This is a genomic window from Phycisphaerae bacterium (genome assembly GCA_024102815.1).
GTDB lineage: Bacteria > Planctomycetota > Phycisphaerae > UBA1845 > UBA1845 > JAGFJJ01.
In genome coordinates this window covers 151,670-176,842 of record JAGFJJ010000069.1, presented here as the reverse complement: position 1 = coordinate 176,842, position 25,173 = coordinate 151,670, and the positions used below count along the sequence as shown (strand labels likewise).

The 25,173-nt window shown below is 62.0% G+C and carries 22 protein-coding genes and 1 riboswitch; of the genes, 12 read left to right on the top strand and 10 right to left on the bottom strand.

What is annotated here, in order from left to right:
- Nucleotides 1-25: 25 nt before the first annotated feature.
- The 3 genes from J5J06_16925 (at nt 26) to J5J06_16915 (ending at nt 3,273) form a co-directional block, all read left to right on the top strand.
- A complete protein-coding gene (locus J5J06_16925) occupies nt 26-415 on the top strand; it encodes a hypothetical protein (GenBank protein ID MCO6438780.1) in 390 nt (129 codons plus the stop codon).
- Nucleotides 416-484: 69 nt separating this feature from the next.
- A complete protein-coding gene (locus tag J5J06_16920) occupies nt 485-1,825 on the top strand; it encodes a hypothetical protein (GenBank protein MCO6438779.1) in 1,341 nt (446 codons plus the stop codon).
- Nucleotides 1,826-2,493: 668 nt separating this feature from the next.
- The gene (locus J5J06_16915; GenBank protein ID MCO6438778.1) at nt 2,494-3,273 is read left to right on the top strand and encodes an enoyl-ACP reductase; all 780 of its coding nucleotides are present in this window, start codon (nt 2,494-2,496) and stop codon (nt 3,271-3,273) included.
- A 67-nt stretch (nt 3,274-3,340) separates the two neighbouring features.
- Here the strand turns inward: J5J06_16915 and J5J06_16910 are convergent, their stop codons facing one another.
- Complete coding sequence (locus J5J06_16910; GenBank protein ID MCO6438777.1) at nt 3,341-4,162, bottom strand: hypothetical protein; 822 nt, start codon at nt 4,160-4,162, stop codon at nt 3,341-3,343.
- Nucleotides 4,163-4,477: 315 nt separating this feature from the next.
- Here J5J06_16910 and J5J06_16905 point away from each other — a divergent pair, with 315 nt between their 5' ends.
- The 7 genes from J5J06_16905 (at nt 4,478) to J5J06_16875 (ending at nt 13,580) form a co-directional block, all read left to right on the top strand.
- Complete coding sequence (locus J5J06_16905; GenBank protein ID MCO6438776.1) at nt 4,478-6,742, top strand: DUF3352 domain-containing protein; 2,265 nt, start codon at nt 4,478-4,480, stop codon at nt 6,740-6,742.
- A 129-nt stretch (nt 6,743-6,871) separates the two neighbouring features.
- Complete coding sequence (locus tag J5J06_16900; GenBank protein MCO6438775.1) at nt 6,872-7,876, top strand: DMT family transporter; 1,005 nt, start codon at nt 6,872-6,874, stop codon at nt 7,874-7,876.
- The gene (locus J5J06_16895; protein ID MCO6438774.1) at nt 7,873-9,024 is read left to right on the top strand and encodes a saccharopine dehydrogenase NADP-binding domain-containing protein; all 1,152 of its coding nucleotides are present in this window, start codon (nt 7,873-7,875) and stop codon (nt 9,022-9,024) included. Before J5J06_16900 ends, J5J06_16895 begins: the two co-directional genes overlap by 4 nt.
- A gap of 123 nt (nt 9,025-9,147) precedes the next feature.
- Nucleotides 9,148-9,363: riboswitch (cobalamin riboswitch) on the top strand.
- 210 nt (nt 9,364-9,573) lie between these two features.
- A complete protein-coding gene (locus J5J06_16890) occupies nt 9,574-10,680 on the top strand; it encodes a hypothetical protein (protein ID MCO6438773.1) in 1,107 nt (368 codons plus the stop codon).
- 6 nt (nt 10,681-10,686) lie between these two features.
- Nucleotides 10,687-11,874, top strand: a complete 1,188-nt coding sequence (locus J5J06_16885) for a hypothetical protein (GenBank protein MCO6438772.1) — start codon at nt 10,687-10,689, stop codon at nt 11,872-11,874.
- On the top strand, nt 11,871-12,686 hold the full coding sequence (locus J5J06_16880) for a prepilin-type N-terminal cleavage/methylation domain-containing protein (protein MCO6438771.1): 816 nt from the start codon (nt 11,871-11,873) through the stop codon (nt 12,684-12,686). Before J5J06_16885 ends, J5J06_16880 begins: the two co-directional genes overlap by 4 nt.
- 114 nt (nt 12,687-12,800) lie before the next feature.
- Nucleotides 12,801-13,580: a hypothetical protein gene (locus tag J5J06_16875; protein MCO6438770.1), complete on the top strand. Its 780-nt coding sequence runs from the start codon at nt 12,801-12,803 to the stop codon at nt 13,578-13,580.
- A 7-nt stretch (nt 13,581-13,587) separates the two neighbouring features.
- Here the strand turns inward: J5J06_16875 and J5J06_16870 are convergent, their stop codons facing one another.
- The 7 genes from J5J06_16870 to J5J06_16840 all read right to left on the bottom strand — a co-directional run bounded on the left by J5J06_16870 (nt 13,588) and on the right by J5J06_16840 (nt 21,968).
- Nucleotides 13,588-14,082 (bottom strand): NUDIX hydrolase, encoded by a 495-nt coding sequence (locus J5J06_16870; protein MCO6438769.1) that lies wholly within the window; start codon nt 14,080-14,082, stop codon nt 13,588-13,590.
- Between the two features lie 257 nt (nt 14,083-14,339).
- A complete protein-coding gene (locus tag J5J06_16865) occupies nt 14,340-15,572 on the bottom strand; it encodes a hypothetical protein (GenBank protein MCO6438768.1) in 1,233 nt (410 codons plus the stop codon).
- Between the two features lie 797 nt (nt 15,573-16,369).
- Complete coding sequence (gene cobA, locus J5J06_16860) at nt 16,370-17,161, bottom strand: uroporphyrinogen-III C-methyltransferase (GenBank protein ID MCO6438767.1); 792 nt, start codon at nt 17,159-17,161, stop codon at nt 16,370-16,372.
- 16 nt (nt 17,162-17,177) lie between these two features.
- Complete coding sequence (locus J5J06_16855; protein MCO6438766.1) at nt 17,178-17,975, bottom strand: hypothetical protein; 798 nt, start codon at nt 17,973-17,975, stop codon at nt 17,178-17,180.
- Nucleotides 17,976-17,996: 21 nt separating this feature from the next.
- Nucleotides 17,997-19,733, bottom strand: a complete 1,737-nt coding sequence (locus J5J06_16850; GenBank protein ID MCO6438765.1) for an NADPH-dependent assimilatory sulfite reductase hemoprotein subunit — start codon at nt 19,731-19,733, stop codon at nt 17,997-17,999.
- A 49-nt stretch (nt 19,734-19,782) separates the two neighbouring features.
- Nucleotides 19,783-20,499 carry a phosphoadenylyl-sulfate reductase gene (locus tag J5J06_16845; GenBank protein MCO6438764.1) on the bottom strand — a complete coding sequence of 239 codons (717 nt, stop codon included), beginning with the start codon at nt 20,497-20,499 and terminating at the stop codon, nt 19,783-19,785.
- A gap of 362 nt (nt 20,500-20,861) precedes the next feature.
- Nucleotides 20,862-21,968, bottom strand: coding sequence for a response regulator (locus J5J06_16840; protein MCO6438763.1), 1,107 nt, complete (start codon nt 21,966-21,968; stop codon nt 20,862-20,864).
- A gap of 381 nt (nt 21,969-22,349) precedes the next feature.
- Between J5J06_16840 and J5J06_16835 the strand changes: the two genes are divergently transcribed.
- Complete coding sequence (locus J5J06_16835; GenBank protein ID MCO6438762.1) at nt 22,350-22,853, top strand: chemotaxis protein CheX; 504 nt, start codon at nt 22,350-22,352, stop codon at nt 22,851-22,853.
- Nucleotides 22,850-23,230, top strand: a complete 381-nt coding sequence (locus tag J5J06_16830) for a response regulator (protein MCO6438761.1) — start codon at nt 22,850-22,852, stop codon at nt 23,228-23,230. Before J5J06_16835 ends, J5J06_16830 begins: the two co-directional genes overlap by 4 nt.
- A gap of 99 nt (nt 23,231-23,329) precedes the next feature.
- Here the strand turns inward: J5J06_16830 and J5J06_16825 are convergent, their stop codons facing one another.
- Nucleotides 23,330-24,118, bottom strand: coding sequence for an SIMPL domain-containing protein (locus J5J06_16825; GenBank protein ID MCO6438760.1), 789 nt, complete (start codon nt 24,116-24,118; stop codon nt 23,330-23,332).
- 34 nt (nt 24,119-24,152) lie between these two features.
- Nucleotides 24,153-25,172: a MoxR family ATPase gene (locus J5J06_16820; protein MCO6438759.1), complete on the bottom strand. Its 1,020-nt coding sequence runs from the start codon at nt 25,170-25,172 to the stop codon at nt 24,153-24,155.
- Nucleotide 25,173 lies beyond the last annotated feature (1 nt).

Genomic DNA, 25,173 nt, shown 5'->3' with positions numbered 1-25,173 from the left:
AATCGTATTGGTCTGGAGCCAGCCGATGTCTGCTATCCCCATATTGCTGATGCTGCTGCCGGTTCTTGAGCCTGATGGTCAGCCGGGCACGACGCGCTGGACGATCGACGGTGGCGGCGTGGTCTCCAGCACCGGTGGCGGTCTTGAGCTCCACGCAACGATCGCTCAGCCTGATGCCGGACTTCTCACTGGGGGAAGCCTGGAACTCGCCGGAGGATTCTGGTTCCCGCTGGACCCCGGCGACTGCAACATCGACGGCAACGTGGACCTTCTGGATTACGATGACCTCCGGAATTGCCTCGCAGGGCCCGCCGACCTGTTCGCGACCGGCTGCGGCTGCCTCAATCTCGACCACGACCTGGACATCGATCTCGCTGATATTGCCTTGTTTCAGCACGCGTTCAGGGGAAACTGAATTGTCGGGTTGGCCAAGGATTGCTCATACGCAGTTGTTTCTTGGCGCCAAGCCTCTGGGGAACATGCCATGTCGCATCATCGATTCTGGACTGTCGTAGTGGGCCTTTCCCTAGGTGGCGCGGCCGCTGCTGCTCCGATGGGAACGGCCTTCACCTACCAGGGACAGCTCAAGCACAACGGGGCACCCGTCGACGGACCAGTTAACATGCAGTTTTGGCTCTGGACTGACGCTACCGGCGGTACGTACCCGGCCATTTATGGCCCCGTTTCAGTCAACCTCACGAACGGCCTTTTCGTCACGCCAGTCGATTTCGGTGATCAGGTATTCTCCGGCGCCGCGCTGTGGATCGAGGTCCGCATTGAGTATCCCGTGGGCACATGGACAACGCTTTCGCCACGCCAGCGCATTGCCCCGGCACCGTACGCAATCCGCTCAGCTCGCGCGGAGAATCTGGTTCTGCCCTACACGGCAACAGTCAGCACTTCGCAGAGCGCCGTGGCCTTGACCCAGACCGGCACTGGCCGCGCGGCCACGTTCAGCGCGGGCAATGCGGGCAGCGACGAGCCCACCTTGTACGTGTTTCAGAACGGCATCGGCCCGGGTGGCGAGTTTTTCATAAACAGTTTGGGCAACAGCGAGCCGGCCGTCCTGGCGTCATCGATCGGCACGGGTCCCGGCGTTCAAGCAAAAAACTTCTCGTCCGGACCAGCCGTGGAGGGCAATGCCTGGGGGTCTGGGAGGGCGGCCTCGTTCCTGACCGAGCTTTCCGGCAACAGCAGTCCCACCATTTACGCGGAGCAGAAAGGAACGGGACGCTGTGCGCATTTCCGCATCACCAACGCATCGAACGACACCGATGCCTTAGCTGCTTCGACGACGGGGGACGGCGTGGCCGTTTCGGGCTATACGATCGGAGAAAACGCGGCCGGAAAATTCGAGATCAACAATTCCGTCAGCGATGCCTCCGCGGTCATTGCCAAGACCAACGGCAGCGGCTACGCGATCGAAGCCCAATCGACCAACGATGTGGGTGTCAGCGGAGGCGGCGCCGTCGTGATCGGCGCGACAACCGGTATCAACGTGGCCCTCGACGGCAACGAGATCATGGCCCGCAACAACGGCGCAACCTCCACGTTGTTTGTAAACAATGACGGCGGTGACGTCTACTTCGGCGGGGCGATTGACATCGGGTACGAGATTGTATCGAACACGGAAGGCGACACCGACTACGCGGTTGTTCATTGTCCTGCGGGAAAGAAGGTGCTCGGAGGCGGCTGCTGGAGTTCCACTGACGCCAACTACCTCCAGGATTCGTACCCCATTACGGATGGCGTGGGTTGGGCTTGTCAATGTCGGTATTCGACTGTCTTCATCTCTGTCTACGCCATCTGCGCCAGGGTCAAATGAGTACCGGGTACCGCTCGGGCGACCTGCCGGACGGCATGATCCAAATTCCGCGATACGGCCCTCTGCTGTGGCGATGCCCCCCAGACGTGCAACCTTGACAAGTTCTGCTACGCGGAGAGGCTTGTGTGCCGCCGGATTTAGCCCGCGCGATCCTCCCTATCCAATTGAACTGCCTGTTTTCTCCTGCGATCAACCAACCACAAGCAGCTGGCCAAGACCGCCGTCGGCAGGAACGGAATCCACAGCGGCAGGTTGAACCACTCCCAGGTCTTCAGAGAACCTCCAAACGTCCAGAACCTCGGCCTCGAAATACATGGCGGGTACTTCATCGACCATCCCGGCGGCGCCGGATACTTCTCCTCCGCGCGATTCCACCCCGGCGGCCGCCATCCCACTCCGAGGAGGCCGGAGTGGAGACCGACCTGATACCGCGTCGACGGGCTCGTCCAATACACCGCGCGCACCAGGCTCAAGCAAAACGCCCCCGCCAGCAGCAGCGCCGACACCGTCGCCAGCCACTTCGTCGCCGTTCTGAACCTCCGCCGCGAGAACATGCTGTGAAACTACGCCCGTTTCCCCCCTCCGTCGAGGCGCTTCGCAACTTCCGCCGGCCGCGTTATCATCCCCCGTCAAACGATTCGGGACCGGAATCAGCAGAGGGCTTCGACATGGGACTGCTCACAGGCAAGAAGGGACTCGTTTTCGGCATCGCCAACGACCGCAGCATCGCCTGCCACATCGCCCAGGCGTTCGTGGCGGAGGGCGCGGCCTGCGGATTTCCGTATCTACCGGGCGAGAAGAACGAGCGGCGGGTGTCGAAGGCCCTGGAGGAAATCGGCGTTCGGGAGCCTTGGCTAATTCCCTGTGACGCCTCGAAGGACGAGGACCTCGACGCCCTGTTCGCCGCCACCCGGGAGCGCTTCGACTCCATCGATTTCCTCGTGCACTCCATCGCCTTCGCCGACCGGGCGTTCCTCAAGCCCGGGCAGTTCGTAATGACCCCCCGCGAGGTGTTCCTCCAGGCACTGGACATCTCGGCCTACTCGCTCGTGGCCATGTCCCGCCGGGCGCGGGAGATCATGCCCCGCGGCGGGTCGATCCTGGGCATGACCTACTACGGCAGCCAGAAGGCCGTGCCGGGCTACAACGTCATGGGCGTGGCCAAGGCCGCCCTCGAGGCCTGCATGCGCTACCTGGCCCTGGAACTCGGGCAGCAAGGCATCCGCGTGAACACCATCAGCGCCGGACCCGTCAAGACGCTATCCTCGATGGCCGTCGGCGGCATCGACGAGATCTTCGACTGGGTGGAGCGCAAGGCCCCCTTGCGTCGCAACATCACCGCCGGGGAGGTCGGCCGGACCGCCCTCTACCTCGCCAGCGACCTGTCCTCGGGCGTTACGGGCGAGAACATGTTCGTGGACGCGGGGTACAATATGGTGGGGTTGTAGGCTCCGCCGTGCGGACCATCTTCGCTGTAGGGTGCATCCCCGATGCACCTCTTCCGAGCCCCAGGTTTCAGCTCACGCGGAAGGGCGGTAGGACAAACCGCTTTAGTCTTCCAGCAACGTGTTGAGCCGTTCGCCCGACACAGTAGCCCAAGGCGACATTCATGAACCCCAGGGCGGTTCCGATTTGCCAATCTTCCCAGTATTTGATCAAGAGAAAGAGCAGGCGGGGGTACGAAAAATCCAACGCACTATACAGACTGAGCATGCCCAATAGCAGCATGACCCACGAGACGCCTTGGGCAACACGCACTCTCCGTCTTATCCGACGGTCCGGAAAGTTCATGTTTGACAACACCGAGCGCACAACGTCGCTAAGCCAAGCAGGCCCGACAAGCATCGCAATGATCACTACCACGTCCGTCGGAGTTGCGGTAAATCGGGAGCTGGACGAAAGGACGAACGGCCAAAGGAGGAACAAAACGGCGAATAGGGGAGCCGCAACTGGCAGAAAGGTTCGATACTTGAGAAACAGCCTGCCCGTCAGTAGGGCCAGCAATGAAAGTACAAGCACCGAAAGCATGGGCGCGACGCATACCAAGCTGATTTGCGCGGGCCCGTGGTAGCTCGGTCTACTGTAGAGGCAATAAAGGCCCAACCCGTACACCAGCGCGTTGCTCACCATCATCGTTGCTGTGAACCCCAAGAGCCGAGCGACCCACCGTCCACGAGGCGTGCGAAGAGTCTGATCAATGCTCATTCCGCACTCCGGGCAATGCCTCGACACCGGCAGCGTCTTGAGGTTGTACCCGCAGCCGATGCAGGGTGTATCCAACGCCACGCAGGCGTCGGGGGGAAGCTGGGGCTCATCGCTCATGGGCTTGTCGAGCATGGTTCGCCGATCCGCACGTCCGCCGATTCTACCTCGACCCCGGCAGCGTTTCCTCGCCGGTCCGCGGTTCCGACGGACGATGCTCCGCAGAACTTGCAGAATGCGCTTAGCCGCTGCCGCTCCTGCCCACACTTCATTGCACCTTGGCCCCGCTTGCAAGAACTTGTTTCCGCCGACAAGCTTGTACTGTCTCCGGACGAATCCATCGGGTAGATTTAACGGGTGTTGAAGAGAATTTGGAGCGAGGATCGGGTTCAGCTCGCACGTCAACGCTCGGTGCGTCGCAGCGTTTAACCATTGGAAGGACGGTTCATCATGTCACGTGCATCAACGGGTCTGCGGACAATCACATTGGCGCTGGTTGCGGCCATGCTTCCGCTCGGGGCGGGACCGGTCCAGGCGGCCGGTCAGAAGTTCACACTGCCGGAGGCGGTCCCGGCCGACGTCTTCCTGTGCGTCGCGGGGCGGACGGACAAGGAAAGCCAGTTCGTCGAGGAGTACTGGGGCGAAGTCTTCGAAGCCTTCCACAATTCCGGCATCCTCGAGGACCTCATGGGCATGATGACCGGCGCCCTCGGCAGCAGCCAGCAGGCCCAGGTCGACGAGTACCGGACCATGATCCACGACCTGATCACCGGCGTGGACTGGAGCGGACTCGCGGCCAAGGAAATGGTCTACGCCCAGCGGATGGCAAAGGTCCGGCAGCAAGGGGACAACATCTCCATGGGCCCGCCGGACATGCTCTGGCTGTTCCGCGGCGAGAGCGACAGCGTGGCCAAAAACGAGCAGGGCCTGAAGGCGATTCTCAAGACGCTGAAAGACGAGGTCGCCAAGCTTGCTCCGGACGACCCGATGGATATGGAAACCACCAAGGTGGAGGGAGCCGACGTCACCGTTCTGCGTATACGCGACATGCAGCCGCCGATGTCGATTTCGCTCGCCCGAAAGGACGATGTGATCGTCCTCGGCTTCGGCGACATCGCCAACGAGGCGCTGGCGCTAATGAACAAGAGCGGCGGGAAGTCACTCGCGGCAACCGACCGCTACAGGAAGGCCTTCGAGCCGCTCAAGCCCGCCGAGAGCGCGATGGTCTTCTTCGACATGCAGACCATGCTCGAGCCGCTGCGGGGTCTCGCGGAGAAGGTTGTCGCCATGCAGCAAGGCGGCGGCGAGGATCATCCCGTCAACGCGGAAATGAGCGAGGAGGTCAAGGAACTCCACCAAGCCGCCTTCGCGGCCTACGACGCCAAAGATTACAAAAAGGCGTTGGCGCTCACTCAGAAACAATACGACCTGGCTCCGAACAACTCCCTGGTCATGTACAACCTGGCGTGCTTCCACGCGCTGACGGGAAACAAGACGGAAGCCCTTCAATGGCTGCAAAAGTCGGTGGACGCCGGATTCTACGCCCCCAACCAGATTCGCAAGGACGAAGATCTTGCCAGCCTGCGCGGCGAAGAGGCCTACAAGGCGGCCATTGCCGCGGCGGAGCGCCAGTCCCAGCGTTCGGCGGTGGCCGGTGCATTTTCGGTTGCGGACCGTGTGTTGAGTGCCGTTGGCATCGTGGATTACATCGCCTCAACAACCTATTCCGAGGGCTACTCGGTGTTCGAGGATTCGCGGGCCGTGCTGGTCAAGAACGCCTCCGAGCGCGCCATCTACCCTGTTTTCGGAAAGCAGAAGATGATGGCGAAGTTCGATCGCTACGTGCCCAAGGAGACGGCATCATTCTCACTGAGCACGGGGCCGAATCTGAACAGCCTGTACGAGTTTCTGCGAAACACGGTCAAGTCGTACGGTCCGGAAGGCGAGGCCGTGCTCACACAATGGGAGCAGATGCAGCAGGGTCTCGGGTTCAACGTCCAGCGTGATGTGCTCGACTGGGTTCAGGGAGGATCGATCTCCCTTACCCTTTCCGAAGAGTTGGGCTCAGCCAACGTCTGGATGATGAAAGTGACGGATGAAGCCAAGGCCAAGGAGAAGATCGGCCAGGGTATCGCCGCGATCAGCTCGATGGTTCAACAGCTCGCCGCTCAGCAGCCCATGCTGGGAATGCTCCGCATGCAGGTCTCCCCGGAGACCTACGAGGGGCTCGATGGCTTCAGCCGGATCACGATGGCGATGTCTCCCGCGCAACCATTCGTCTGGGGAACGGCCGACGGCTTCGTCATATTCGGCACCTCGGCCGAGGGCGTCCATGCCGTGCTCCAGACGGCCAAAGGCGAGCATCCCAGTGTCGCGAAGAATGAACGCGTCATGGCGGAAGCCGTGCTGCCCAAGGGTGATTTCTGGTCGATGAGCTTCACGGATCAGCGGCGTCTCGGGTCGCAACTCGCGGACGCCGTCGGTGGCGCGAGCATGGGCTTGGGGATGGCCGCCATGGCCATACCGGACCCGCAGGGGCAGCAGATGGTCGGCAAGCTTGTCGGCATCCTTGGCAAACTCGGGCCGGTCTTGCGGAAGATCAACTTCTACCGGTCAATGGCCTCCACCAGCACTTTCGACGGTTCCGAATGGAGAACCCTCAAGGTAACCAATTACCAGCCTCCGGACGAGCGGAACGCCAAGGCCACGAATTAGTCTCCGCCCGGGATCCGATCCCGACAAAGAGCGGCCGCCGCCTCGCATGTCGAGCGGCGGTCGTTTTCTTTTGCCGCCACGGGGCAGGATCGGTTTACGATTTTGCAGTCACCCCGGTACGATAGGGGCATGCCGGCCGGAGCTGCATCACTTGCTGTTGACGATCATCTTGCCGAAACGCGCCGCCAGCGTATCGGTATCGTAGTCCTCTTTCTGGCCGGGCTGTTCTGGAGCCTCAACGGCGTTCTGATCAAACTGGTCTATGACGAAGGACGCGGCCCGGGCGGCGTGACCATCGCCTTCTACCGTTCGCTCTTTGCTGGGCTGTTTCTCATTCCGCTGGCCTGGAGAGGCTTTCGCACGTTGCGTCGCCCTCAGCGCGCGCAAAGCCAGGCGCAACCCCTGCTATCGCTCAGACCGGCTGCGTGGAGCTGCGTTCTTTATTTCACGCTCATGACCGTTTGCTTCGTCGTGGCCAATACGCGGACCGAAGCGCTCAACGCCATCATCCTGCAATACACCTCGACATTCTGGGTGTTCGGCCTTTCCCCATGGATCCTCAAGGAGCGCGCCGCCGGCCGCGACATCTGGATACTCGTTCTCGCCATCATCGGCGTGGGCATGATCTTCGGAGGCGGAGCAAGCGGCGATCTCTTCGGCCTGATGAACGCACTCGGTGCGGGGCTTTTCTTTGCGTTGCTGACGCTTATGATTCGTCGCATGAAGGATGCCAACTCCGCGGCCGTTACGACGCTGAACAACCTGGGGTCGGCACTTCTGATTCTGCCGTTCGCGGCATTGGTGGACGGGCTGGGCCTCTCCGCTCGGTCACTGCTCCTGCTCGTTCTGCTCGGTGTGATCCAGTTCGGACTCCCCTACTATCTCTACACACTGGGTCTGGCCCGCGTTCAGGCCTACCGAGCCTCGCTGATTACCATGGTCGAACCCGTGCTCGTCCCGGTTTGGACGTTTCTCGTCATCGGTGAAGTTCCGCCGACGTGGAATCTGGCCGGCGCCGGCGTTATCTTCCTGGCACTATTGATATTTCTGATTTCGGCGGGACGCGCGCCGCCCGCGCTGGCGCGGATCGCGGAGAGTCCGGTCCGGGCGAATGAACCAAAGGAACACCGATGAAGACCAGGGCAGTCGTGCTGGGTTGCGGGATGGTCGGAGCGACGATGGCTCGTGATCTTGCCGCCGATGCGGCGTTCGAGGTCACTGTGGCGGATGTCCGCGAGGGCAACCTGCGCCGACTCGGTCAAAACCCAACGATCCACACACGCTGTATCGATCTCGCTGAAGAGGCTCGCGTCCGTGAATTCGTGGCGGAGTTTGATCTTGTTCTGGGGGCCATGCCCTCCGCGCTCGGATTCCAGACCCTGCGCGCTGTGGTCGATGCCGGCAAGCGCTACGCGGACATATCCTTCATGTCCGAGAACGCCTTCGACCTCTCGGACCGCGCGAAGGCGAGCGGTGCCGTCGCCGTGATCGACTGCGGCGTCGCCCCCGGCTTTTCGAACATGATCGCGGGTTACGAGGCTTCTGTTCTTGATAAGACGCTCCGGGCCGACATCTTCGTCGGCGGGTTGCCCAAAGCCCGCATGCTTCCTTTCCAATACAAGGCGCCTTTCGCTCCGAGCGATGTCATCGAGGAGTACACGCGCCCGGCGCGCCTCGTGGAGAACGGTCAGGTCATTACCCGCCCGGCGCTTTCTGAATCGGAGCCGCTCGACTTCCCGGCAATCGGCACGCTCGAAGCCTTCAATACCGACGGGCTCCGCAGCCTGATCTTCACCATGAATATTCCCCACATGCGGGAAAAGACGCTGCGCTATCCCGGACACATCGACCTGATGCGGGCGTTCCGGGAAACGGGTCTCTTCGAGAAAGAGCCGATCGACGTCGCCGGCATCAACGTCCGGCCGATCGATCTGACCGCGAGACTCCTCTTTCCGAAATGGACCTATCAACCCGGCGAGGAGGAGTTCACCGTGTTGCGAGCGTACGTCGAGGGCGTTCGCGGAGGTCATTCGGTCCGCATCGCATATGACCTGTACGACGAGACCGACCGCCCCACGGGTACGACTTCGATGGCTCGAACCACGGCCTTCCCCTGCACGGCCATGGCCCGCATGTTGGCATCCGAGCGCTTTCACGAGCCAGGCGTCTGGGCGCCGGAGCAGGTGGCGGCACGTCCCGGCCTCTTCGAGACTGTCTTGCGGGAGTTGCGCGATCGCGGCGTTCGCATCTCGCGCGAGGAATCCGTCCTCCCGCACGGATGATGTCATTGCAGGATGCCCTCGTTCAGTGTCGGCCGAGCCGTGCACGCAGGATTTCTCTTGACGCCGAAACTCCACCGGAGTAGAGATTGCGATCGGCAGGGTGATCCCCGGCCGTTGACAATTGCATAGTTCGCGATGACTGGTGCGCCCGTGCTCGTCACGGGTCAAAAGGGAAGGTGGTGCAAATCCACCGCGGACCCGCCGCTGTAATCGGGTACGAACACCACGAACCGCCATTCGCAGGAGCCGGGCAGATATGGCCCGGGCATCCTTCGGAGAAGGCGTGGTCAGTAGGACGATCCGTAAGCCAGAAGACCTGCCGGTCGAAATCGCGTTGATGTGGTGCCTTCGGGGACTGAGGCGCCGCGTTCCGCGCTTTCCCTGGTGAGATGCAATCTCCACCCTGTCCGCAGGGGCTGAATGGCTGCTCCACATGGTGAAACGATGAACCCGGCCCTCGATCCGTCGAGACGCCGGGTTTTTTCTTTCCCTTGTTCGTCGCTCAGGCCGCGGGTCATCGGCCGCCCGGCGGAGAAAGGAGCAGATGCAGTGGACGTGATCTCGCGGCGACGCACGAGGCTTCGAGCGGTCAAGGCTATTCTCCTGGCGGGAATAGTCTGGTCGATCCGGACAAGCAGCGCGTTGGGTGGAACGTTCGATGGCTATCACCTCACCGGATCCTTTACGCTTCCGCCTGGTACGTCGACATTCGACGTGCATCCCGACGGGCGCATCTTCTCCCTGGCGGGCGCGACGCTGTACGCGGAATCGCAGGCCGGCTCCCGGCTGTTCAACCCGCTGGGTCAGTTGCCGCAAGCCGATATCAGCAGCTTCGGCGCGGGATTTCTTCGATTCTCCCCCGACGGCGAGGCGTTCGCAGTCGGCAACGGGGGCGGGTCGAGCTTCACCAACGATCAAGTCGGCGTTTTCGAAACGGCTACTCTCGATGGCCGATGGCTTTCGGCAAGCCATTTTGATGCCCAATGGTCGGATGCCAAGAATCTGGCACTTACAGCCGGCGAGTTCGGACAACCGGCCTACGTCAGCCTGCTGGACACCGCCAGCGCCGACCCCGTTCATCCCGTCAATCCCATCGTGGTGGAAGCAGTTGGCGGCGCTTCCGGCGGTATTGCCTTCGACACCGCGGGCAACCTCTACACGAGCAACGGCTTCGCGACCACGGGCCCCAGCGGCACGGGGGAGATTCGCTACTTCCCCTTCGCCGACTGGCAGGACGCGGTCGACGCTGGCAACCCGCTGGACTTCGAGAACGATGGGGCCACCGTCGCCGATACCCTCTCGGCCGCGCCGATGGTCTTCGACGGCGAGGGAAATCTCCTGATCGGGGGAGGCGACTACTTCGGAACCGATATCGATTTTGCGGCATTGATTCGCGGCGATGTCGTGCTGCGGGCCGCTTCGGGCGGAGCCCCGGCCGACCCGGCGGACGCAGGCGAACTTCGCCGGCTCGACCCCGATGACCTCTCCGATCTCAATGTCTACGATGTGAATTACAATCTTCCAAGGGGCGAACTGCTCCTTCGCGACGGCGACACGGTCTACGTCTACGCGGTTCCTGAGCCCGCCAGCGCTCTCCTCATCATCACGGGCAGCTTGGCGCTTTCCATCCGGCCTCGCGCGCGGAAAGGACGGTAGATTCCGATGAGTCGCTCCCACCGCGTGAGCGTATTCGCAACCCCTCCTGCCCGCAGGAAAGGCCGCCGTTGCGCTCTAACGCTCGCAGCTGTTGCTCTGCTTGCCGTCGAATCCTTCGCCCAGACTCCCTTCGCCGTCGAGGTGATCTCCTACGATCCGGCTCCCGGACAGTTCGTCAACGACCCGGAGCTGAATGATCCCTCCCTGGCCCTGGGCCCGCCCGAGGGCGGCGGGACATTCGCCCCGGCATTCAGCTCGTTGGTGACGCTCGGCGGATTCGGAGGATCGATAACGCTCCGTTTCGATCATGTCGTGCAAGATCATCCGCTCAATCCTTTCGGCATGGATGCGATCGTCTTCGGCAACGCCCATTACGTATCGGACAACGGCGAGCGCCGCTGGGCCGAATGCGCCACGATCGAAATCGCCCTCGATGCCGACGGAAGCGGTCTGATCGAAGCGGATCGCGGCGAACGATGGTACCTCATTCCCGGCTCCCACCTGCATGTCCCCGATGATCAACGCGCCGAGAAAACGTGGGACGATAACCCGGCTACTCCCCTGCCGCCGACACTGCTTTCCTGGATACCGCCCGGGCAAACCGGGGCGTGGGAGACCTCCGGGTTTCTGCTCCCCGCGGATATCTTCGCGATGCCGGTTGTCGAGAATCCGTCCCCCGACCCCGCGGTGGAGGGTATCTGGGGTTACGCGGAGTATACGCCAACACTCCTTTTGGGTGACCTCGATGGCGATAACAACGTCGATGACACGTCGATGACACCGGACGAGTTCTACACCGTTCCCGACGATCCCGGAAGAGCAGGTCTCAGTCCCCGCTGCGGCGGAGGAGATGCCTTTGATATCGCCTGGGCGGTCGACCCCGAAACCGGGGTATCGGCCAACATCGGCGGGTTCGACTTCATTCGCCTGACCAACGCCGCCGACATCGTCATTGAGGTTATTGGTGAGAAATCACCCGAGATCGATGCCGTTTCGGACGTCGCCCCGGACCGGTTCGGCGATTGCGACGGCGACTTGGACATTGACTTGGCCGATGCTGCGTGTTTTCAGCGCTGTCTGAATCATGCAGGTCCGATGAACGCGGAATGCCCATTCCTGGACGACGACAATGATGACATCGTGACCCTTGTGGACTGGTCTGCGTTCGTGCGGCGCCTCGGAGGACAGCGGTGATTCCTCGACCAATCCAGGCAGGCCTCCCCCGCTTCCGCGCGGCCTTCTCCCTCCTGGAGATGCTGGTCGTGATAGGGATCATTGGGGCCTTGCTTTCGATCCTGATCCCCGGCTTGACCTCCGCCCGGCGGCAGGCGTACAGAACCGTCTGTAGTTCGAACATCCGTCAATTGAATATCGCCAATGAGCTCTACGCCCAGTCCAGCCAGGGACGCTATTGCCCCGGCATGGCCGAACGCCGCAAGAACCTCCATCGCTGGCACGGATCGAGAAAGCGCGTCAATGATCCATTCGATCCGGCCTCTGGTCCGCTCGCTTCGTTTCTTGGGGCGGATGCGCTGATCCGTGAATGCCCGGCCTTTCCCGCCGAGGAAATTGCACGGTCCAGCGGCGGCTTCGAACGCGGCGCCGGAGGATTCGGATACAACTCGTCCTACATTGGAACGGAATCACGCTACTTCCCGACCGGTGAGGCCGTCATCGTGAACGATCGTCTGGGCGTGCTCCGAGACCGCGTTGCCCGCCCGGCCGAGACGCTCATGTTCGCTGACACCGCGTTCGCAGCCAATACACTCATCGAGTACAGCTTCATTGAACCACGCTTCCATCCGCAGTATCCGACGGCACGGCCCGATCCTTCCATTCATTTCCGCCACGCCGGCAAGGCAAATGCAGCCTGGTGCGACGGGCACATCGACGCTCACGAGCGGACGTTCACGTGGTCCAGCGGGTTCTATCCTGCCGACCCCGCGCGATGGAACATCGGCTGGTTCGGCGAGCGGGACGACAACAGCCTCTTCGACTTGAATTGACTTTTCCAACCGGCATAATGGCAAGTGGCGAATCGGAGCCGGCGCCGGACCAATTGGGACCGCGCGCGAGTCTCTTGCCGTTGCAGAAATATTGAAGCGAACCGGAGAATCGGAATGCTACCTTGGAGAGCGATTTGCGCAGCGCTTCCGCTGATGCTGACGGTCGTTGCCTGTCGGCAGGAGAGCGAGAAGCCGGCCGCTGCGGATCACCGGAATTCGGAATCGACGCCCGCCGTTTCAACCGAACCCGCAGGCGATTCGGGTTCCCGCGCGACAACCGCTGCTGGCTCGGAGGAGAGCAAGACGGAATCGCCCGCGAACACGCCGACGCCGAAGGCGCCCGAATCTGAATTCGCGGGGATTCAAACCGCCGAGGGCGAACAATGGAATGCGATCGCAAAGTCGCTGGCGGCAAGCGGCAAGCTTGCTGGGAATTCGACGGATGAGGCCGTGGCGATTCTCGGCCCGGCCTACAGGTACCTTCATCGCCTGATCTACGCTTTCCCTACCGTGGAGGGCTCACACGACCGGACACCTGAAATGCTCGTGAACCTCAATGTCGAGGGAAGACTCGAAGATGTCGGTTATGTCGGATACCTCAAGAACGTCCAATCGGCGCCATTTTCAGAAGAGAAATGGTCCACCGGAGGCGAACTGGCACGGTTCCACATGGCCATCGACCTATCCAACCGCAATCCCCTGAAAGGCAAGACGCGCGAGGAGGTGCTCCAGATCCTTGGAGAGCCCACACGAGAGATCGGTCCCGCGTTCTTGTACTACACCCCCGTTCGCTCCGAGGAGGGCGGTCTCACGCCGGATGAAATGGGCAGTTGTCTGCGGCTGGAAGTTGAGGACGGAAAGGTCTCGGAGGCTCGGTTTATCGATCGTTCCTGACGCGCGCTCACGCTATCGGTCCGGTACACGGCGCAGGCAACGGCGCTGACTTCCACTTCCGGTTCATCCGGCGCACCGACTCGTCGGTATCGAGAACGTCGATTTCCTCTCCGGTCATCCAGGCCAGGGCGAAAGATTCCTCGCTCCTTTGATAAGCCTCGCTCCCGGTTACGCGAAGAAGAAAACGCACGTCGAAGTGCAGGTGTGCGGGGCGGTCACCGCGCGCCGGAATTTCATGCACGTCCACGTCGAAAATCGCCGTGTGAACCGCCTCAATCCCCTGAATGCCCGATTCCTCCCGCGCTTCGCGCATGGCCACGCGAAGCAGATCGGGATCGCCGTCCGCGTGGCCGCCGAGCTGAAGCCATTTGCCCAGCTTGCGGTGCTGATGGAGAAGCACGCGCCGACCGTCCCGGCTGAGCAACCAGGCCGCACCGGTCATGTGCCCCACCGCGTTGGATCGCTCGAAGCAGCCCGGCGTCTCGCGCACGAAGCGGATCATCCGATCCAGACTTGCCCGCTCGGCGGCATCGAAAGCTGCATGCCTTTCGAGCAACTCCAGCAGCGGCTGTCGGTGCATCGCCAGCACCTCCCTGGGTAAATGAGCATGAAGCGCCCACGTCATGTCGCGCCTTCGCGCTGCGCCTTCCGGAGTATTATTTCCGCGTTGCCGCCTGATGGAAACCCGGTCAATAAAAAGAAAGGGTGCCGGCCGAGAAAGACTCGGCATCAGCACCCTCTCCATTGGTCGCGTGAACGTCAGCCGCCGAAGCTGATGGAAAGACTTCCGATCTGCTCCGCCGTCAGCGGCTCACCATAGAGCATTTGTGTGAGGTCGGCGCCGGTCTTGAGGTACTCCCACAGCGCCGGATCCGTATCCGGGATCGGCGTCATAGGATCGCCCGTGTAGTCCAGGAAATCCAGCAGAAGCGACGTCTCCCAATCCGGCGGAATCGGGATCACGCCCGACGGGCCCGTCAGCGTGCGCGTGTCTTCGTCCCACGACGTAACCGTGATCATGCCCGTATCGTTGTATTCCTGCACGGCCGCGTTCCCGTGGCAATCCCCGCAATTGACTTCGGCCGTCACCGTGTGGGCGTAGTACGGAGCGATTACGTAGAACGACTCGCCCTGATACGTCAGCGACTGGAACGTCGCGGTGTGAACCTTGTCGCGGAAATTGACCAGGAATTTGAAGTCCTTCCGCGGCGGCGTGAAGAACCGCTTCCCGGTGCCCACGACCTCGCTCTCGAAGTGGCAACTGTAGCACGAAATCACGGACTGCACGTGACACGCGGAGCAATCGACGCTCGCCGTGTGAATGGTGTGGGCCGAATTGGATGGCGGCGGATTGTGGCAGTTCTCACATCGCGTGACCATCGCCCCGTCATCCAGCAGCGAGTTGTACTCCGTCCCGTCGCCGTGCATTTCGCTCAGCGCGTGGCAGCTCATGCACGTGAAGCCCATGTCCCGGTGTACGTCACTATAGAGGCCTTGCTCGGCGCCCTGACGGGAGTGGCAGCCGAGACAGGTGCTGTCGGCCACCTCCCCGGGATCCCCCGGGTCGGCATGGCAATCCGCGCAGCTCGGAACGTACGTCTCGGCATCGACCGGCGTGCCGTCGGCCAGGGTGGCAGCGTGGCACGCCTGGCACTCCAGATCATCCATGGGAACTTGCGTGATCGTCTCGAACCCGCCGTTCTCCTCGGCATAGAAGTACGCCTTGCCGGTGCGCTGGAAGTGCAGGCTCGTCGGGAAGGTCTGCGCCGGACCCGGCTCCCCGTTGTCGTTGTCGTTGTCGTTCACGTTGGTGTTGTCGTTATCGTTCGTATTCGTATTGTCGTTCGTGTTCGTATTGTCGTTGTCATTCACGTTCGTGTTGTCGTTGTCGTTCCCGGGCGGCACGACAACGGGACAACCGGCCAGCACGACAAGTCCGACCGCACACAACATCACCGTCAACCACGTACTTGATGACTTGAATCGCGTCATGGCGGGCATCTCCTGAGCCGGTATGTCTTCCGCACCGCACCCATGAACGAAAGGCGCGGCCTCCTGCGCGCAAACCCCGACCGGTCTGCAACTTACATGGCCGGGCAATTGGCATGCCTGCCGCCGCAAACCCATCCGCATGCGACACTTCGTTCACCGCGACCGAAACGGCCAATGCACCCCCAACTTCTTCGTTATGCAACTTAAAGACCGACTTATCCTGTGAAATCTCCGCCAACAATTCCCAGGATACCCACCCGGATAATCCCCGACTTCTCAGAATTACCAAGTCCTCAGGGATGACCGCGCTTGCCAGCGCAGATTCTGCGCACCCGCTTGACGATTATCTCGCTGAAACAACGTACCGCGGATTCTCGGCGCAGAGAACGCATTCCCAGATCTTGGAACGCCTGTGTGTCGCGCAGGCCAGTTCCTTGACGCTCGGTTCCGTGTTCGGTGGCACTGCCACATGCTCGCCGAGACCCCTCTCGGCGGGCCTTCGATCTCTTCGAAAAGTACGGCCGGTCCGCGATGACCGGCCCATCGACCTCAACCGCTGAATCCGCCTTCAATTCGCCCCCCGGATCGCCGCCACTCGCAACGGAACTCGCCACGTTCTGCGCCTCGGTCTCGGACATGGAGTGGATACTACAGCCATTGGAACCCGCTTCACAATACTGCTACGCCGTCCCGGACGCAGGGCGCTCACTTCAATCGCGCGGCCGACTGAGCGCCCTTGCGCGTTATTTCCTGTAGAGGACATGCGGCGCGACGACCGGCGCCGCCCGCAGGTTCGATCACGGGGAAAGCGGGGATTGGCTGGACTGCTCGACCATGAACATCGCACAGACATCCTTGGCCTCTTCCGCCAGCGCCGCCACAGGACCGACCACGATGACCGTCGGAGAGGTGAGGCCTTCGCGATCGGCGACCGCCGGAAGGTCGACCAGCGTCGACACGATCACGCGCTGCTCGGGCGTCGTAGCACGTTCCACGCAGGCAGCGGGCGTGGCCGGATTCTTTCCGGCCTTGATCAGTGTCCGGGAGATGGCACCGAGGTTCTCGCGGCCCATGAGCACCACGAGCGTGTCCATCGACGCAAGCGCCGCAAAATCGATGGGCGGCGCTTCGGCGTCGGGCGAAATGCGTCCAGTGACGAAAGCCACCGTGCGAACCAGGTTGCGATCGGTTAGTGGAATGCCCGCGGCGGCCGGTCCGGCAATCACGCTTGAAACCCCCGGCACAACCACGCACGGAATGCCCGCATCGCGACAGGCCCGGACCTCTTCGAACCCTCTCCCGAACACGAACGGGTCGCCGCCCTTGAGCCGGACCACGGTCTGCCCCGCGGCCGCGTACTCAACGAACAACTCGTGGATGCGGCTCTGGCGCGTGGCGGAATCCGAACCGAGGGTGCAAACGGCGATGCGCCGAGCGTCACGATGGGCAAGCGCAAGAATCTCGTCCGTAACCAGACGGTCATGGAGAATCACGTCGGCTCGGCCGAGCAATTCAAGCCCGCGGACCGTGATCAAACCCGGATCACCGGGACCGGCTCCGACGATGTACACGACGCCCCTGCGAGGTATGGCTGACGTGTCTGCGTCAAACGGCATGGGGTTCTGCTCCACGCATGACCGGCGCGTCTATTCCCTCTCGAACCAGCGATTCGATGATCCCGAGGATGCCGGGATGCGTTCCGATCGGTGCGTCACAGACGACCTGACGCCCGCCGACGAGTCCGGAGAACGGCGGCACCGCACCCGGTTCCGACGGAAGTCCGAGCGCCGCCGGAACATCTTGAACGGCATGCGGCCCTGCGCCAATCAGAAACGGGATTGCAATGACATCCCGCCCCTCCGTTCGACCCAGGACCGACGAAATCGCCGGTTCATCGTCGATAAACGCGGTGATGACCTCGTTGCACCGCTGCCCTTCGCCCAGAAGTTGCGCGGCCGATTCCGTCGCCCGGCGGCTCGCCCGGTGTCGCGGAGTTCCGTGACCCACCAGTGCGATGACGGCTTCGCTCAACCGAATGTCGAATGCAGATGCCATTTGCCCGGCCCGATCCGCAATCAACGAAACGACATCGCGATGGGTGCCAACTGGCCGCGTGATACGTACGTCCATCGAACCGAATCGCCCATTCCTGGCCAGCTCGGCCGGCAGAAACTCGCTGGCAAAAAACCCCTCGCTCGTCATCACCGGTACGACCACGCCAGCCTCACCGCCGATGCCATCCAGCACTTCGCGGAATTGTGGCGAACCTTGGTGGAATGCAGCAAGAACTTCCCGGGCAACGCCGCGGTGGCGCAATTGACCCGCCCAGTCGCTGATCTGGGCATTGACGGCCGGCTCCGCGTAAGAGCCGTGAGCGGCGAGGATGACAGCCGTTGTACGCATTTGCAGCGCGATGTCGTTTCCTCAAAGAAGCGGGCGCAAGGTCTCCATCGTGGGCTCTTCGCCGCCGGTCAGCGTCGTGCGGATGTCCCTGCGCTGAAGGAGCCGCTGGTAAAAGTCCCCCAGCCCCTCGCCGGCGCTGCGGCGCTTCGCCCAGCTTTGAAGGAGCGGGCGAACGAGTGGAACAATCCCGTCCATCTCCACGTCGGCGGCGTACAAGTCGGACAGGCGATCTCCCGAGAGACTCCCGCCCACGTAGACGTGATAGAGCCCCGGGCGCCGTCCCACGAGTCCGATGTCGGCGCTGTACGGCCGCGCGCACCCGTTCGGGCACCCCGTCATGCGAATGGTAATCGGCTCTCCCTCGAGTCCCAGCTCGGCCAGCGCTTCCTCGAACTGCGACATGACGCCCGGCATGACCCGCTCCGAATCCGCCATCGCCAGACCGCACGTTGGCAGCGCCGGGCAGGCCATGGAGTCCAGACGGGCAAGCGGCAGTTCCCCGGCCGTCTTCATTCCGTTCGCGTGGAGAATGCTCTCAATGTCCGCGATTTGGGTTTCCGAAAGATCGGTCAAGAGGATGTTCTGCTCCGCGGTCACGCGCAGCCCCGGCTTGTGCCGGGATACAATCTCGCGAAGCGCCGTCTTGATGCGCGCGTGATCGAAGTCGCGGATACGACCGTTGTCGATATAGATGCCGTAGAACAGTTTCCCGCCGCCCTGCTCATGCCGGCCGAGGTGGTTGTGGAAACCCGGACGGGGAATCTCCACCCACGGCTCGAGCGGGAACGAAGCCCGTTTCCGGAATTCCTCGCGGAAGCGCTCCATGCCCCATTCGGCAATAAGGTACTTGAGGCGCGCGTGACGACGGTCCGCCCGGTTTCCGTGGTCGCGAAAGATGGCCGCGATCACGCGCGTCGCCTCCACGGCGTGCTCCGGCCCGACGAATCCCAGCGGCTGCGCGATCTGCGCGAACGTGTCGGCCTTGCCGTGGGTCATGCCCATGCCCCCGCCGACAAGCACGTTGAAGCCCCGCACGCGCGAACCGTCGAGCAGGAGCACGTGGCCCACGTCGTACGAGTAAATGTCGACACAATTGTCGTCCGCCAGGCCGACGCCGGTCTTGAACTTGCGCGGCAGATAGGTTTCGCCGTAAAACGGCTCTTCATCCGCCGAGGGCTCGCTCGTAAGGTGCTTTTCTCCGTTGAGCCAGATTTCATGATACGCGCGTGTGCTCGGCCGAAGGGCGACGGCGATTTCGCGCGAAACGCGGCGCAGCGTCTCGTGCGCGGCATCCGGCAGCGGTGCCGGGCAGGCCATGACGTTGCGCTCCACATCGCCACAGGCGGCAATGGTGGTCAAGAGGGCGTCGTTGATGCCCTTGATCGTGGCCTTGAGGTTCTTCTTGAGAATGCCGTGAAACTGAAAACCCTGCCGCGTGGTCGCTCGAAGCGAGCCGCCCCCGTAGCGCTCCGCCAATGCATCCAGTGCGAGATACTGGTCGGCATCGAGAACGCCGCCGGGAATGGCCACGCGAACCATGAACTGGTAGGCCTCCTCCAGCTTCTGCTTGCGTCGCTCGTGGCGGACGTCGCGGTCGTCCTGTTGATACGTTCCGTGGAACTTCAGCAGGGGCTCGTCCTGCTTGGCGAAGTGGGTCGCGTCGGAAGCGAGCGTCTCGGCGATCGTCCCGCGGAGGTGCCGGCTGGCCCGCTTCACCGCTTCGACCTTGGATTCCTTTTCCTGCGGGCTGTCGCTCATTCCATGGCCTCCCGATCAACGCCAATTCTTCCTGTCCGATTTCGCTTGCTCAGATACCGGCACCGCCGTGCAGACCGCACTCGGTCTTGCCCTGGCCGGCCCAGCGACCGTCGCGCGAGTATTCACCCACTTTCGATCCTTCGACCGGCTGCGTGCAATGCGTGCATCCCACCGTCGGATATCCCTTGAGATGCAATTCATTGAAAGGCACATCGTGCTTCTGAATATACTCCCAGATCTGCGGACGTTCCCAGTTGGCCAGCGGGCTGATCTTCAGGACATGGTACTTCCAGTCCCAGTCGATCAGCTTGATGTTCGCTCTCGTCGACGATTGGCTCCGCCGCAGCCCCGTGATCCAGACGTCCACACCTTCCATCGCCCCGAACATCGGATCGACCTTGCGGATGCGGCAGCAAAGGTCCGGCTGGCTCTTCCACAGGGCGGGTCCGAATTGCCGTTCCTGCTCTTCGGGCGTGAATTCCGTGCCCTTGTTGACGAGCGTCAGGTGCGGATAGCGCTCGGCCATCCGGTCACGAAGGCGATACGTTTCCTCGAAGAAAAACATCGTATCGAGATAGATCACGGTCAGGGGCCGCCCGTGCCGTGCATACATGTCGATCAGGGCGCATCCTTCCATTCCGAACGACGTCGTCATCACCATGTTCTGGCCCGCGAAGCGTTCCAGCGACCAGGCAATGAACTCATCGGTCGGCGTGTCCTCGTTGATGGACAGAATCGGGCGCGATTCTCGAAGCTCCATTTCCACGGCTCTTGCTCCTCTTTTCCCCCCGGCGGCGAGGCGACCCGGTCGCCCGGGTCGGTGTTCCGGTCGGCAACCCCGGATCCGAACACAAAAAAACCCGCAGGAACCATCCCGCGGGCCATTCGTCTAAACGCTCGATCGAATCTTCCAGCCTTCGGGAGGTTCCTTAAGCCCCATGACAACAACAGCAACAGGCGCAACGTCCCGCAAGGCGCTGGATATGAAGTTGGCGCTGGCTCGACATCGAAATCGCCCGATAACGCTACGGCCGGAATCCTGACCCGAAATCCGTCAACGCGGGATAGTACAAAGACCTACCGGGCGAGTCAAGCCGTCAGGGCAGAGGTTTCCGCGATTGGGGCTGTTTATTCCGCCCGGGTGCTGCTGCGGGCCTGCATGCAGAGTCGAATGAGCTGGGTGATGTCATCTCCCAGGGTCTGGAGTGCACTGCCCGCAAGAACCGCTTTCTCGATCTTGCCGGCGGCGTCTGTGATGGGATCGAACCCGAATCCACTGCCCTGCGCCTTGAGCATGCGGGCCACCTGCTTGACCCCTTCCAGGTCGCCGTGCATGCGGGCCTCTTCCAACACGCGGATTCGCCCCGGCAGACCCTGCACGAATTCGTCGATCAACGGTTCCATGCCGGGGCTGTCCATCAGGCTGCTGAACAGCGGCTCCTCGCGGAGCGATGCCATGACCGTGGCCAGCTCCGTTCTCGAAACAGGTTTGGCCAGATAGCGGTCGAACCCGGCGGCCAGGCAGCGATCGCGATCCTCGGGGGCCGTCAGAGAGGTCGCGGCAACCACCGTTCCGCTGTATCCCCTCTTGCGGAGTTCCTTGACGGCTTCGATGCCGTCCAGGTTCGGCAGAAGGATGTCCATGAGGATCAGATCAAACGTGTGACTCTGGACCATTTCCAAGGCCTGCTGCCCGTCGCCGACGATTTCGACTTTGGCATTGAGTTTCTGCAGGTGGAACGCCAGCAGCTTCGCTTCCGAAGGATCGTCCTCGACCACGAGGACACGGGAGTCCACGGCCTCGGCACAATAGACCGAGGGGTCGACGTGCTGGTCAAAGCACATCATGACGTCGTGGATGTTGTTGGAAACGTAACGGCAACTGACGACCTCACCCGCCGCGTTGTTCCAAGTACCGTGCGGCGTGATGAGCTGGGCCATGCAGCGCGTGCCGGGATGGATGAATCCGCCGAACAGAAAGCAGAGGTCGACGTGAGAGAGCTTCCGGGTGGGCACGAGATAATGAAAGGTCTCGCTGGCTCCCAGTTGCTGGATGTGCAGAACCAGCGCCTTGAGCCGATACCGGTAGCGGACCACGCTGGCATCGGAACCGTTGGTGACATCCGCTTCGTCGAGCGTATCAAGGATTTTCCCCACGCCGACGTCATCCAGCCGAACGGTGCGGATGACATGCTGCGTGGCGCTGCCCTCGTTCATGTAGGCCATACCCCCCATTGTCGAACTCGACGAAGGACGATTGCGGGCGCAGCGCCCACGCTCCGGGAATGCGCCCGAAGACCACGTCTTCCGCGAGGCTTCGGAAGCTCCCGCCCCGGTCATACGCCATTCCGGCAGATCTATTATCGACGCGTTTGGATCGCTGGTTGGGTCCGGAGATTCATTCCGGACCTGGGCAGATAAGGGCATGTACTAACCTGCATTCCCGGGCCTGAAACAGCTCCGCGTGGGCCGGCCGACGGGAGAACGGGAAACAGCCGGAAACTCCGCTGCCAACGATTTCAGTCCCTGCGGTGCGGCGTCGATACAACCGAAGCCGGCCGCTACGAGCATGCGGACGGTGGGATTGTCAGTCACGCATACCAGGAAATTCCCAGCATGGACGTCCGATATATCAACGCGTTCGCCAAGTCGATCCGGAATACGTTCGAGACCATGTGCTCCCTGCCGATCACCATGGGCAAGCCGGAGCTGAAAACGGGCGTTGATCCGTCCAGCGACGTAACCGGTGTCATCGGGTTTTCCGGTGATGCGGCGGGCAGCGTGGTTCTGCACTTCCGATTCGACGCGGCCTCGAAAATCGCGAGCCGTTTCGCGGGGATCGACATCACGCCGCAGCATCCGGATTTTGCCGATGCGGTCGGCGAACTGGCCAACATGGTGGCGGGCGGGGCCAAGGCGCATTTCGAGGGCCTGGACATCAGCATTTCGCTGCCGAGCGTCATCGTCGGGGAGAAGCACAATGTCTCGGCGTCGAGGAGTTCGCCGCGTCTGATCATTCCCTGTACGACGGAAGCCGGCGTGTTTCACGTTGAGGTCGGCATGGTTCTCAAGAAGGCGGGCGCAGCAGTGGCCCCCGCAACCGCAGGAGCAACGGCGTGAAAATCCTCCTGGTCGACGACTCGCGGACCATCCGCAACATTCAGAAGAACGTGCTGAAGCAGCTCGGCTTCACCGACGTGGCGGAGGCCGAAGACGGCGTGCAGGCCCTGGCCCGGTTCGCGGAGAGCAAGCCGGACCTGGCGCTGGTGGATTGGAACATGCCGAACATGGACGGCATCACGCTGATCAGGAAGATCCGCGAGACGGACAAGTCGACGGTGCTGATCATGTGCACGACGGAGGCGGAGAAGAGCCGCGTGCTGGAAGCGATCAAGGCCGGGGTGAACAACTACATCGTGAAGCCCTTCACGGTCGAGTCCCTCGGGGAGAAGATCACGCAGACGATGGCAAAGCGGACGGCCGGGGCGGGGGCGTAAGCACAACGAAAGATGGTTCGCGAGGCGGCCCCAACGGACCTCGCGCTTCCAACCCTTTGATCCGAGGCTAACTCCGGGACAAACTGGACCGTCTCTCACTCAATGATCGCCGGGGGTTCCTCCCGGTCCCATTTCAAATCTCACGCTCACGCTCGCCGTTACGGAAATCGTCCCGGGCGCTATGCCCTCTTCGCCACCAATGCCAGGTCCGGGCGCGTTCATGATAGAATTCTGCGACATGGTGGATACTCGTCCGCCCCCCCACCAGGAACTCCCGTACCAAGACCACCAATTCGAACCGCCTTCATTGATATTGAGGGGGCGGCTAACCACTTGCCCCAATTCGCCGGCCAATGCATCCGCCTTTTCTCGTGCTGCGCGGATCGCCAAAGAACGAGCTCTGTCACGGTGCTTGCGAAGTTCAGAAGTCCGAAACTGGATTTGGTGAATGTGGGTTGCTCCGTTCTCCAAAGCAGAGACGACCAAGTCGTCGAATCCCTCGATCTTGTCGAGCGTGATGGCTAACGTGATGCGGGCCCGGTAATAGAGCAGCTTCCGTTGGGGGTGACCGTCGTGGTAGTCGTATACCGGTTCGATCTCAAGAAAATCGGTTGCAATCTGCCGTGGCTCGACGCCGGATTCTTGGGCCAGTGCAATCAACTTCTTGACGCGCTCTGCGTTAATCCTGCGGGCGTTGGCAATTTCATCATCGGTTGTCTCGACGCCGAGTGTCAGTACAACGATGTCAGGAACAACCCGCACCTCTGCTTCGCCTGAAACTGTGATATAGGGAGTCTCCGTCTCACCAGTTGCAAGTGTATTCGTTGAGCAAACCGCGATAATCGACAAGGTCAGTGGATACCATTTCTTCATACCTGTTGGTTTCATATTCAGTCCTCCGTCAGCATAGGAAGAACAGAAGCTACGCCGCCGCTTCCGTCATCGTCGGCGTCTTTTCGAGGATCTCCGTGAGCACGTCGTCGGTGCCGATGCCCTCGGCCTCGCCTTCGAAATTCAACAAGACGCGGTGGCGCATGGCGGGGAGGAAGACCTTGCGGACGTCGGTGAAGCTGGCGTTGAAGCGGCCGTCGAGCAGGGCCTGGAGCTTGGCGCCGAGGGCGATGGTCTGCACGGCACGCGGGCTGGCACCCCAGCGAACGTACTTGTTGGTCACATCCACGGCGAATTCACCTCGCGGGTGCGAGGCCATGGTCAGGCGGATGGCGTAGTCCTGCACGTGCGGAGCCATGACCACGCGGCGGACGAGCTGCTGGATTTCGATGATCTCCGCGCCGGTGGTGACCTTGCGGATATCGGCCTTGTGGCCGGTCGTGGTGCGGTCGAGGATCGTGCGGAGTTCCTCCCGGCCGGAGTATTCCACGACGAGCTTGAAGAGAAAGCGGTCGAGCTGGGCCTCGGGGAGCGGGTAGGTGCCCTCCTGCTCGATGGGGTTCTGCGTGGCCATGACGAAGAAGGGCTCGCGGAGTTCGTGGCGGGTGCGGCCGACGGTGACGGAGTGCTCCTGCATGGCTTCGAGCAAGGCTGATTGCGTCTTGGGCGTGGCGCGGTTGATCTCGTCGGCGAGGACGATCTGGGAGAAGAGCGGGCCTTTCTGGAACTCGAAGGTGCGCCGGCCGGTGGCGGGATCCTCGGTGATGATGGTGGTGCCGATGATGTCCGCAGGCATGAGGTCGGGCGTAAACTGGATGCGGGAGAATTCGAGGTCGACGGCCTGGGCAAGTGTGCGGATGAGATAGGTTTTGCCGAGGCCGGGGACGCCTTCGAGAAGGACGTGGCCGCCGACAAAGAGCGCCGTCATTACGCCTTCGATGATGTCGTCATGCCCGACGATGGCCTTGCCGATCTCGCTGCGCAGGGTGGCGAACTTTTCGCGAAAGGCCATGGTGGCTTTTTCGACGGCCGGGTCGATGTTGCTTGCCATT